Here is an 11,472-nt window from a genome sequence, read left to right on the forward strand (position 1 = left end):
GTTGCGTCGCGACGTAACTCCGTCCTACTCTCCCCGTAGCGACGAAACGGGTCCGTCCCATCGTCGCCGTCGCCCCCGCCCTGTGGAAAGCGAGCACCGTGAGCAGCCAGACCATCGCCCGGCCGCAGCCGGAGCTGCACGAACCCGAGACGGACCTCACCGCGCTCGCCGTCCGCCACAACCTCACCGTCAGCGGCGCCCGCCCCACTCTCCCCGCCTACGTCCGCCAGATCTGGTCCCGCCGGCACTTCATCGTCGCGTTCGCCACCGCCCGGCTGACCGCCCAGTACAGCCAGGCCAAACTCGGCCAGGTCTGGCAGGTCATGACCCCCCTGCTCAACGCGACGGTCTACTACTTCATCTTCGGTGTGCTGCTCAACACCAGAAGCGGCGTGGCCGACTTCGTCCCGTTCCTCGTGACCGGCGTCTTCATCTGGACCTTCACCGCCAGCTCGATCATGGCCGGCACCCGCGCGATCTCCGGCAACATCGGGCTCGTACGGGCCCTGCACTTCCCCCGCGCGAGCCTCCCCATCGCCATCGCGCTCCAGCAGCTCCAGCAGCTGCTCTTCTCGCTCGCCGCGCTGATCGGGATCCTGATCGCGGTCGGCGAGTACCCGCACGTCAACTGGCTGCTCGCGATCCCCGCACTGCTCCTGCAGGCCGGCTTCAACACCGGGCTTTCGATGATCATGGCGCGGCTGGCCAGCCGGACCCCGGACATCGCCCAGCTGATGCCGTTCGTCCTGCGCACCTGGATGTACGTGTCCGGCGTGATGTGGTCCATCGACAAGGTGCTCAGCCACAACAAGCTGCCCCACCTCGTGATGCTCGCACTGGAGTGCAACCCTGCCGCCGTCTACATCGACCTGGTGCGCTTCGCCCTCATCGACAGCTTCACCGCCGCCCAGCTCCCCCCGCACGTATGGGTTCTCGCCCTGTTCTGGGCGGCGCTCTTCGGGGCCGGCGGATTCGTGTACTTCTGGAAGGCAGAGGAGGAGTACGGCCGTGGCTGACTCCCGCACCGACGCACTCGTCCCCACCGTCGTCGTCGACGGCGTCCACGTCAGGTACAAGGTGAACGGCGCGCGCACGGGCAAGGGCAGCGCCACCACCGCCCTCAGCCGGATCATCTCCCGCAGGTCCGCCCCCGGCCGGCGCGAAGTGCACGCCGTCAAGGGCGTCAGCTTCGCCGCGTACAAGGGCGAGGCCATCGGCCTGATCGGCTCCAACGGCTCGGGAAAGTCGACCCTGCTCAAGGCGATCGCGGGCCTGCTGCCGCCCTCCGAGGGCCAGGTCTTCACCCAGGGCCAGCCCTCCCTGCTCGGCGTGAACGCCGCACTGATGGCCGACCTGACGGGCGAGCGCAACGTCATCCTCGGCGGGCTCGCGATGGGCATGACGGGCGAGCAGATCCACACGCGCTACGACGACATCGTCGACTTCTCGGGGATCAACGACAAGGGCGACTTCATCTCGCTGCCGATGCGTACGTACTCCTCCGGCATGGGCGCCCGGCTGCGGTTCTCCATCGCCGCCGCGAAGAGCCATGACGTCCTGCTGATCGACGAGGCGCTGTCCACCGGCGACGCCCGCTTCCGGCGGCGCAGCCAGGAGCGGATCGACGAGCTGCGCGCGGAGGCGGGCACGGTGTTCCTGGTCAGCCACAGCAACGGCACGATCACCGAGACCTGCGACCGCGCCCTCTGGCTGGAGGCGGGGACGCTGCGGATGGACGGCCCGGCGAAGGACGTCGTCGCCGCGTACGAAGAGTTCACCGGAGGCAAGAAGTAGCGGGAAGCGGCGGGCGGCGGGCGGCACTCGGCCTGCTGCTCATGGTCGTACGCAACGGGCTGCTGCTCGCCGCGGCGCTGCTCTCCTGTCTTCTGCCGGCGGTTGTGGGCGGCCACGGCCACTCGGCCCGCGGCCGTCGCCGGCATCGAGCGGGCCGGCTGAGCGGGACGCTCAATCGCCGGACGGGCCTGAGATCAGGCCTGTCCGGCGATTGAGGGCGCGTCAGCTGTGCGTCCGCAGCAGCTGCCGCATGGTCCGCATCGCCACCGACAGGTTCGCCAGATCGAACGTGTCCGAGCTCTGGATCTCCTCCAAGGTCGAGCGCGCCCTGCTCAGGATCGCCGCGTTCTTCTGCTCCCAGGCCTTGAACCGCTCCTCCGGCGTCGAGGCGCCGTTGCCGACGGAGAGGACATCCGCGGTGAGCATGGCGTGTGCTGCGTACAGATCCTCGCGGATGGAGGCGCGGGCCATCGACTGCCAGCGGTCGGCCCGCGGCAGCTCTATGATCCGGTCCATCAGCTGAGTGATCCGCAGCCGGTCTGCGAGGTCGTAGTACACCTCTGCGACCGCCATCGCCTCCTTCTTCGTACGGTCCGCGATCGCGACGATGTCGAGCGTCGGGAAGGCGGACGAGAACCCGGCGACCCGCAGCGCGAGCTCCTCGGGCACGCCCGCATCGGTGAGCTCCTGCAGGATGCGCTCGTACCACTCCATGTCGGCGCCGCGCAGCATCTTCGGCAGCTCGCCCCAGACCTGCTCCACGCGCTCCGCGAAGAAGTCGATGGTTTCTGCGAGCTCCAGCGGCTGCGGCCGGTTGCCCAGCAGCCATCGCGTACCGCGCTCCACGAGGCGGCGCGAGTGCAGCCGGATACGGGTCTGGACGTCGGCCGCGACCTTGTTGTCGAGAGCCTCGACGGCGTCCCACACCGCGGGAAGACCGAAGATCTCCCGGGCCGCGGTCTGCGCCCGCACGATCTCCTCGACCGACGCGCCCGTCTCCTCCCGCAGCCGGTGCAGGAAGGTCGAACCACCGGCGTTCACCGTGTCGTTGACCAGCACCGTCGTGACGATCTCGCGGCGCAGCGCATGCCCGTCGATCGCCTCCGGGAACTTCTCGCGCAGCGGCCTCGGGAAGTACGCGTGCAGCAGCCGGCGCAGATACGGATCGTCCGGCAGGGGGGTCCTGATCAGCTCGTCCGCCACCGTGATCTTGGTGTAGGCGAGCAGCACGGCCAGCTCGGGCTGGCTGAGTCCCTTGCCCGCGTTCAGCCGTTCACGGATCTGCCGGTCGGTCGGCAGGAACTCCAGCGCCCGGTCCAGCGCGCCGTCCCGCTCCAGGCGCCGGATGAAGCGCTGGTGGGCGTGGAGCAGACTCGGTGCCTGGACGACGGCGTTCGCGAGGGCGACGTTCTGCGCGTAGTTGTTGCGCAGCACCAGCGCACCGACCTCATCGGTCATCTCGGCGAGCTGCTTGTTGCGCTGCTTGACGGTCATATCGCCGTCCGACACCAGGCCGTTGAGCAGGATCTTGATGTTCACCTCGTGGTCGGAGGTGTCCACGCCCGCGCTGTTGTCGATGGCGTCAGTGTTGATCTTGCCGCCGTGTCGGTCGAACTCGATCCGGCCGAGCTGGGTCAGACCCAGGTTGCCGCCCTCGCCGACGACCTTGACGCCCAGGTCCTCGCCGTTGACCCGGATCGCGTCGTTGGCCTTGTCGCCGACGTCCGCGTTGGACTCGGTGGATGCCTTGACGTACGTACCGATGCCGCCGTTCCACAACAGGTCCACCGGGGCCTTGAGGATCGCCTTCATCAGCTCGGCGGGCGTCATCTTGGCGATGCCCGCCTTGATGCCGAGCGCCGCGCGCATCTGCGCGTTGACCGGGATCGACTTGGCGCTGCGGGCGTGGATGCCGCCGCCCTGCGACAGCAGCTGCTTGTTGTAGTCGGCCCAGGAGGAGCGGGGCAGCTCGAAGAGCCGGCGGCGCTCGGCGTACGAGAGGGCCGCGTCCGGGTTCGGGTCGATGAAGATGTGCCGGTGGTCGAAGGCCGCGACGAGCCTGATGTGCTCGCTGAGCAGCATGCCGTTGCCGAACACGTCACCGGACATGTCGCCGACGCCGACGACCGTGAAGTCCTGGGTCTGGGTGTCATGGCCGAGCTCGCGGAAGTGCCGCTCGACGGACTCCCACGCGCCGCGGGCGGTGATGCCCATGCCCTTGTGGTCGTAACCGGCCGAGCCGCCGGAGGCGAAGGCGTCACCGAGCCAGAAGTTGTACGAGACCGCGACCTCGTTGGCGATGTCGGAGAACGTCGCGGTGCCCTTGTCTGCGGCGACGACGAGGTACGTGTCGTCCTCGTCGTGGCGTACGACCTCGGCCGGCGGCACGACCTCGCCCGCCACCAGGTTGTCGGTGATGTCGAGCAGCGCGGAGATGAAGATCTTGTAGCAGGCGATGCCCTCGGCGAGCCAGGCGTCACGGTCCACCGACGGGTCGGGAAGCTGCTTGGCGACGAACCCGCCCTTCGCGCCGACCGGCACGATCACGGTGTTCTTGACCATCTGCGCCTTCACCAGGCCGAGGATTTCCGTACGGAAGTCCTCACGCCGGTCGGACCAGCGCAGCCCGCCGCGCGCGACCTTGCCGAAGCGCAGGTGCACACCCTCGACGCGCGGGGAGTACACCCAGATCTCGTACGCCGGGCGGGGCGCCGGCAGATCCGGGATGGCCTGCGGGTCGAACTTCATCGACACATAGCTGTGCGGCGTGAAGGCCGCCGCCTCCTGGAAGAAATTGGTTCGCAGCGTCGCCTTGATGACGGTGAGGAAGGAGCGCAGGATCCGGTCCTCGTCCAGGCTCACGACCTGGTCGAGCGCCCCGTCGAGCTCCTCGAGCAGACCGTCGGTCAGCTCGGTGCCCGCCCGCTGGCGCTCCGGCGACATCCTCGCCTCGAAGAGGGAGACCAGCAGCCGGGTGGTGTGGACGTTGGTACGGAGGGTGTCCTCCATGTAGTCCTGGCTGAAGGTCGAACCGGCCTGGCGCAGATACTTGGCGTAGGCGCGCAGCACCATCGCCTGCCGCCAGTTCAGACCGGCGCCCAGCACAAGGGAGTTGAAGCCGTCGTTCTCCGCGTCGCCGGTCCAGACGGCGGCGAAGGCGTCCTGGAAACGCTCGCGGGCGTCGTCGGCGAGGTAGTCGCCGTTGCCCGCGGCCTTCGGCATACGCAGCCCGAAGTCGTAGATCCACGCGGTCGTACGGTCAGAGGCGCGCAGCTCGTGCGGACGCTCGTCGACGACCTCGCAGCCAAGCCGCTGCAGCACCGGCAGCACGGCGGAGAGCGAGACCTGCTCGCCGGTGCGGTAGATCTTGAAGCGGCGCTCGCCGGGGCCCGCGCCGACCGGCTCGTACAGGGAGAGCGAGAATTCCTTGCCGGCCTGGGTCAGCTGCTCGATGTGGACCAGGTCGGCGACGGCGGCGCGCGGCGAGTGGTCGGCCTTGTAGCCCTCGGGGAAGGCGTTGCCGTATCGGCGCAGCAGTTCGGCCGCGCGCTCCTCGCCGACCTCGGCGTTCAGCGCCTCGGCGAATCCGTCGGCCCAGGAACGGGCGGCCTCCACCAGACGGGCTTCGATGCGCTCGGTGTCGGCGTCGGTGAGGTCGGGCAGCTCGGTGCCGGCCGGGACGCGGATCACGAAGTGCAGCCGGGACAGGATCGATTCGGTGTTCCAGGCGGTGAAGTCGACGCTGATGCCGCCCAGTTCCTCCTTGAGGATGTCGATCAGCCGCAGCCGTACGCCGGTGGTGTACCGGTCGCGCGGCAGGTAGATCAGGGCGGAGTAGTAGCGCCCGTACTCGTCCTGGCGCAGGTAGAGCCGCAGTCGGCGGCGCTCTTGGAGGTAGAGCACGCTGGTGACGATGGAGCGCAGCTGGTCGACGGGCGTCTGGAAGAGCTCGTCGCGCGGGTAGGTCTCGAGGATCTGCAGCAGGTCACGGCCGTCGTGGCTGTTGGGCGAGAAGCCGGCGCCCTCCAGGACCTCTGCGACCTTGCGACGGATGACCGGGACGCGGCGGACGGACTCGGTGTACGCGGCGGAGGAGAACAGGCCGAGGAAGCGGCGCTCTCCGATGACCTCGCCATTGGCGTCGAACTTCTTGACGCCCACATAGTCGAGGTAGCTGGGCCGGTGCACGGTCGAGCGGCTGTTGGCCTTGGTCAGTATGAGCAGCTTGTGCTCGCGGGCCTTCTTGCGGGCGTCGGCGGGCAGCCGGCTGAAGGACGGGCTGACCGGGTGGGCGTCTTCACCGCTGTGGTGGGGGTCGGAACGCAGAATGCCGAGGCCGGTGCCGGGCACGGCGGCCAGCGCGTCGTTCTCGGTGAGCTCGTACTCCCGGTAGCCGAGGAAGGTGAAGTGGTCGTCGGCGAGCCAGCGCAGCAGCTCGCGCGCCTCCTCGACCTCCTGGTCGCGCAGATCGTCGGCGGTCGGCTCGCTCGGCAGCTCTTCGGAGATGCGCAGCGCGGAATCGCGCATCTTCTCCCAGTCCTCGACGGCCTCGCGGACGTCCGACAGGACGCGCAGCAGGTCGGAGGTGATCTGCTTCAGATCGGCCCGGTCGGTCTCACGGTCGAACTCGACGTGGATCCACGACTCGACGAGCGCGTCGTGCGGCAGAGCCCTGCCCTCGGCCTGGGCCTTGCCGTTGGTCTCGCCGGGCAGCACCTCCATGAGTTTGCCCGTGACGTCCCGGCGGACGATGACCTGCGGGTGGATCACTACATGGATTCCGCGGCCCTGCCGGGAGAGCTCATTGGTGACCGAGTCGACGAGGAAGGGCATGTCGTCGGTGACGACCTCGACCACGGAGTGGCTGCACGTCCAGCCGTTCTCCTCGACGGTCGGGGTGTGGACCCGCACATTGGCCGTCCCCTGGGGGCGGTTTTCGGCGAGCCGGTAGTGGGAAAGTGCCGCGCCGAAGACATCGACCGGGTCGCGGTCGGCGAGGTCCTCGGGAGCGGTGTGCAGGTAGTAGCGCTGGAGGTACGAGAGCAGGGTGTCCTGGTCGGGACGCTTCCCTGGCTCTGCCCCAGTCGGAAGGTGCCCCCCGACCGGGCTGTTCTCAGCTACCCGGGCAGCCCGTGTGAGCAGCTCGGCTTTGGCTTCGTCCAGCTTGGTCTGCATGTCCTCTGGCTCCTGTCGCGCGCCGTTGCGTGACGTAGGTGGAAGAAACGACGCAACGCCACGACGCGGGGTATCCGGTCGGAGTCGACGTTATGCCGCGGTGAGAGATGTCCGAGCCGTTATTGGCCAATTTTGGCAGCCTGGCCGGAATGAGAAGATCAACGATCGCCCGGGCGCTGTAGCGCTCCGGGCGCAGGCCGGGGGCTTCGCTGCCCCCACGGCATATAGCGCTGATCACGGGTCAAGGCTATCGCCCCGCCCCCCCGACCCGTCATGAGCCGTATGTGTACAAAAGCGGGGCCGGAAGTTTGACACTCTGGACAGCGACACAGGCCCACTCTTGGCAAACAGCCCGCCGCGGTGCAGGTTGGCGATGACGACACGGCGCCACCGCGAGCGGCAGCCGCCCTGCATCCACGGCAGGGAACCGTCGACAGCCCGACACCGGGAGCAGCCATGACAACGAAGATCCTGATCGTCACCGGCGACGCAGCCGAGTCCCTCGAAGTCCTCTACCCGTACCAGCGGCTGCGGGAGGAGGGGTACGAGGTCGACATCGCGGCCCCCGCCCGCAAGAAACTGCAGTTCGTCGTGCACGACTTCGAGCCGGGCTTCGACACGTACACCGAGAAGCCGGGCTACACCTGGCCCGCGGACCTGGCCTTCTCGGAGGTCGACCCCGGACAGTACACAGCGCTGGTGGTCCCGGGCGGACGCGCCCCGGAGTACCTGCGCAACGACCCTGAACTCCGCAAGATCCTGAAGTCCTTCTTCGACGCGGACAAACCGGTGGCCCAAATCTGCCACGGCCCGCTGCTGACGGCGGCGATCGGCAGCCTGGAGGGCCGCCGGGTCACCGCGTACCCGGCTCTGGAACTGGACATGCAGGCAGCGGGAGCCAGTTTCCAGGACGTGGAGGCGGTGGTCGACGGCACCCTGGTCTCCTCCCGTGCCTGGCCGGACCACTCGGCCTGGATGCGGGAGTTCCTGAAGGTGCTACGAGCGAAGGCGCCGGTGACGTAGCGGGGCGTTCGTTACCGCGGCGCCCGCCTGGGGACGGCGGGGACGGCGGGGGCTGCCCGACGCTCGGCCTGGTGCATGCGGGCTCATCCAGCGGCGCTCAGACTGCGGCGCGTGCCTGTGCGCGGCAGGGCGGTTGCTGCCCCGCTCACGGACTCGTGCGTGGCGGGCTCACGCCACCATGCGCAATGCCTCCTCAACCGCCTCGGCGAGCGTGTCCACCACCGGCACGCCCACCGCCTCCAGGCTGGCCCGGCTGTGCGCACCGCCCGTGTACAGCACCGCCAGCGCGCCCACGTGCTTCGCCGCCACCGCGTCGTCGGCCGCGTCGCCGATCACCACCGTGCGGCCCGGCTGGGCGGCCCCGTCCAGCGCCCGGAGGTGGCGCTCCATGTGGAGCGCCTTGCCGCCGCCGGACGGCCCGGTGCGGCCGTCCACGCGTATGAAGTGGCTCTCGATGCCGTACCCCCGCACGACCGGGACCAGCTGCTCGTGCCCGTACATACTGAGCAGCGACTGGCTGCGCCCGGCCAGCTGCCACTCCCGCAGGAGCTCCTCGACGCCCTCGGTCAGCCCGCAGCCGATCCGGTGCTCGCTGTAGTGCCGGTGGAAGGCCTCGTCCATGACCTCCCATTCCGCGTCCGACGGCAGTCGGCCCATCAGCCGCTCGTAGAACTGGGGAATCGGCACGCAGTACAGCTCGCGGTAGCGCTCGAGCGTGATCGGCTCCAGGCCTATCTCCGCGAAGGCGGCGTTCGTCGCCCCGATGACCGCCTTGATGTCGTCGAGCAGTGTGCCGTTCCAGTCCCAGACCAGATGCGTGTTGCGCTTCCCCATGCGAAAACGGTACCGGCCGGGTCTGACAACGCACGACCGCCCGGACCGAGAACCGGCCGCTTCAGGCGGACCGGCCGGACCGGACTCCCTGCCTCAGCGGACGCTCAGCGGAGCCTCAGCGGATGAGGTTCGGGATCTCCTGCACCCCGTACCAGAGCAGCTCGTGGTCGTCCGCCCCGTCCACCGTGAACTGCGCGTCGTCGTCGCCCTGGTCCGCCGCCCCCAGCGCGTCCGCCGCCGCGGACACGTCGGAGACCGCGTCGTCGCCGTCGACATGGACCGCCGCCGCCTTGGCGAGCGGCACCGCGGGCCCGACCCGCACCTCGCCCAGCGCGCTCGCGACGAGCACCCGGTCTGGGTCGGCCACCGCGTCCTGGTCCCGTACATCGATGGCGACGACCACCCGGCGCCGGGCAGCGTCCGGGTCACCGGCGAGCAGCCGCAGCGACGCGGCCGCGGCGCGGTTCAGCGCGGCGTACTCGAGCTCCTCGATGTCGTCGGAGACGTACCACTCGCGCAGCCCGGGAGTGACGGCATAGGCGGTCAGCGGGCCGGGCCCCAGTTCGCCCGTCTTGTGCGCCTCTGCGAGACCGGAGAGGGTCAGGGGAACGTAGACGCGCATGGCTGGCCGCTTTCGTAGTCGGAGACGCCCTCAGGATACGTGTGAGGTCCCCCTTCGGAGTGCGGCTCCCGGCCTCGCCCACCGTCAGCAGGCCGAGGCCTCGCCCCGCCCCGTGACTGCCCCGGGCCGCCCCTCGTCACCCTGATAGGTGATCTCTCGCGCCGCCTCCTCGTCTGACGACTCGCATTGCGGACGGCGCGGCCCGCCCCGTAGAAGATCACCAGTGAAGTTACCGCCCGGTATCGTCCGGGCCCGGCTCAACGGGGGCGATCTGCATGGACAGGACCCGGCCCGCAGGGCGGCGCGACCAGCGCCGCCCTGCCGTGGCGGCGGCTGCGGCGATGGCACGCGCACGGCGGCAGCACAAGCCGCACTACTGGTTCGCCGACCGCCTGCTCGCGGTGCTCAGCGGCCAGCGCCCGGTGCACTGGATGCTCGGGCACACGATCGGGGAGGCGTACGAACAGCTGGTGCGGCTCGCCCCGGGAGCCCCGCTGCGGCCGGCGGAGCGGGTGACGCCGGTCGTCCGCCACTGCGGCGAGTACCACCCGGGCCCGGGCGTGATCGAGGCCTTCGCCCGAATCGGCTCGGGCGAGCGGGTCAGCGCGATGGCCTTCCGCCTCGAACAGGGCGCGGACCAGCGCTGGCGCTGCGCCGCGGTAGAGCTGGGCGGCGAACGCGTGAGCGCACACGCGGCCGACTGAGGGCCGGCCACGGGCCGACGGCCACGACCAAGCTGACGACCACGGCCAAGCCGACGGCCCGGCCACGCCGACGGCCCGGCCACGCCGACGGCCACGGCCAACGAGCCGCGCCCGAACCCGGCCGGGCCGGCGGCACCAGCCGCAGACCGCCGCCTCCAACAAGGGGCTTCGCTCACCCCGCAGCCAGCCGCGCCGCCTGGATTTCCTGCACCTCGCGCGCCACCCGCAGGAAGTCCAGGATCGTGGCGAGCTGCTCCTCGTCATACCGGCTCAACGCCTCCGCCCCTGCGGCGCCCAGGGGCAGATACACCTCCGCCTCGGCCGCACCCGCGGCCTCCGTGGCCGTGACCAGCACCCGCCGCCGATTGGCCGCGTCGCGCGTGCGGGCGACCAGACCGGCCCGCTCCAGGCGGTCGATGACCGTCGTCGTCGCCGCCGGACTGAGCTTCAGGGCGGCGCTCAGCTCACCGGCCGACAGCGGCCCCTTACCCAGCAACAGGTCGAGACAGCGCAGGTCGGTGCGGTTCACTCCGAGCCGCGCGGCGGCCGCCTCGTCGAACGCGTCGAAGCTCTGCTGCAGCGACCGGAGCTGCTGAGCGACGCTCTCCATGAACGCTTCTTTCGACATTCGAATCTTTCCAGTATCATAAGTTTCGTTGGTCGTAAGGATAGCACCAGGAGGGCGAAGCCATGGTGCAGGCCTGGGCCGACGGCGACGCGGTCGCCTTCGGCGCCTGCTTCACCGAGGACTCGGACTACGTCTCGTACGACGGCACACGAGCCGTGGGGCTCGCCGAGCACCAGGCCAACCACGACAAGCTGGTCCGCGGGGTGCTCACCGGCTCCGCCCTCGTCGGGGAGATCGAGGCGATCCGCCACGTCACCCCCGACGTCGCGATCGTGTACGGCACCGCGTCCGTGCTCATGCCGTGGCGCTCCAAGCTCCCCAGGCGCCGCCTGTCGCGCCAGACGATCGTCGTCGTGAACACCGACGACGGCTGGCGGATCACCGCCATCCACAACGGCCGCGTGCGCCCCGTCACCGTCCCCGCACCCGACTCCATGCCGTCGAGGATGTCGCAGGCGATGACCCGGACCGCGCGCCTCCTCGGCCTGGGCCGCGCCACCGCCGGCCGCTGAGCGCGAAAGGCACACGGAGGGCAGAAAGAGCGACGGCCGGGGGGGGGGGCCCCCCCCCCCACCCCGCCCCCCCCCCCCCCCCCCCCCCACCCCCCCCCAACCACCCCCCCGCCCCCCCCCCCCCCCCCCCCCAACGGGAACGGCCCCACCACAACAAAAAAAACACCCACACCAAAACGA

General features: G+C 69.9%; 9 protein-coding genes. 5 read left to right on the top strand and 4 right to left on the bottom strand.

Annotated elements, in window-relative coordinates:
- Positions 1-98 precede the first annotated feature (98 nt).
- Both ACFYWY_RS15820 and ACFYWY_RS15825 read left to right on the top strand, forming a co-directional pair.
- On the top strand, positions 99-1,016 hold the full coding sequence (locus ACFYWY_RS15820) for an ABC transporter permease (protein WP_389185729.1): 918 nt from the start codon (positions 99-101) through the stop codon (positions 1,014-1,016).
- Positions 1,009-1,794, top strand: coding sequence for an ABC transporter ATP-binding protein (locus tag ACFYWY_RS15825; protein ID WP_389185731.1), 786 nt, complete (start codon positions 1,009-1,011; stop codon positions 1,792-1,794). The genes ACFYWY_RS15820 and ACFYWY_RS15825 overlap by 8 nt, the downstream gene beginning before the upstream one ends.
- A 222-nt stretch (positions 1,795-2,016) precedes the next feature.
- Here ACFYWY_RS15825 and ACFYWY_RS15830 read toward each other — a convergent pair whose 3' ends face one another.
- Positions 2,017-6,969, bottom strand: coding sequence for an NAD-glutamate dehydrogenase (locus ACFYWY_RS15830; protein ID WP_389185734.1), 4,953 nt, complete (start codon positions 6,967-6,969; stop codon positions 2,017-2,019).
- 456 nt (positions 6,970-7,425) lie between these two features.
- On the opposite strand from ACFYWY_RS15830, the gene ACFYWY_RS15835 reads away from it, so the two are divergent.
- Positions 7,426-7,992, top strand: a complete 567-nt coding sequence (locus tag ACFYWY_RS15835) for a DJ-1/PfpI family protein (RefSeq protein ID WP_389185737.1) — start codon at positions 7,426-7,428, stop codon at positions 7,990-7,992.
- A gap of 168 nt (positions 7,993-8,160) precedes the next feature.
- Here ACFYWY_RS15835 and ACFYWY_RS15840 read toward each other — a convergent pair whose 3' ends face one another.
- Both ACFYWY_RS15840 and ACFYWY_RS15845 read right to left on the bottom strand, forming a co-directional pair.
- Complete coding sequence (locus ACFYWY_RS15840; RefSeq protein WP_389185740.1) at positions 8,161-8,826, bottom strand: HAD family hydrolase; 666 nt, start codon at positions 8,824-8,826, stop codon at positions 8,161-8,163.
- 115 nt (positions 8,827-8,941) lie between these two features.
- Positions 8,942-9,448 carry a DUF6912 family protein gene (locus tag ACFYWY_RS15845; RefSeq protein WP_389185743.1) on the bottom strand — a complete coding sequence of 169 codons (507 nt, stop codon included), beginning with the start codon at positions 9,446-9,448 and terminating at the stop codon, positions 8,942-8,944.
- A gap of 275 nt (positions 9,449-9,723) precedes the next feature.
- Between ACFYWY_RS15845 and ACFYWY_RS15850 the strand changes: the two genes are divergently transcribed.
- Positions 9,724-10,152, top strand: coding sequence for an Rv3235 family protein (locus ACFYWY_RS15850; RefSeq protein WP_389185746.1), 429 nt, complete (start codon positions 9,724-9,726; stop codon positions 10,150-10,152).
- A 172-nt stretch (positions 10,153-10,324) separates the two neighbouring features.
- On the opposite strand, the gene ACFYWY_RS15855 is transcribed toward ACFYWY_RS15850, so the two are convergent.
- The gene (locus tag ACFYWY_RS15855; RefSeq protein ID WP_389185749.1) at positions 10,325-10,762 is read right to left on the bottom strand and encodes a MarR family winged helix-turn-helix transcriptional regulator; all 438 of its coding nucleotides are present in this window, start codon (positions 10,760-10,762) and stop codon (positions 10,325-10,327) included.
- Between the two features lie 80 nt (positions 10,763-10,842).
- Here ACFYWY_RS15855 and ACFYWY_RS15860 point away from each other — a divergent pair, with 80 nt between their 5' ends.
- On the top strand, positions 10,843-11,292 hold the full coding sequence (locus tag ACFYWY_RS15860; protein ID WP_389185752.1) for an SgcJ/EcaC family oxidoreductase: 450 nt from the start codon (positions 10,843-10,845) through the stop codon (positions 11,290-11,292).
- Positions 11,293-11,472: the final 180 nt, after the last annotated feature.

The organism is Streptomyces sp. NPDC002870 (genome assembly GCF_042888505.1).
Taxonomy (GTDB): Bacteria; Actinomycetota; Actinomycetes; order Streptomycetales; family Streptomycetaceae; genus Streptomyces.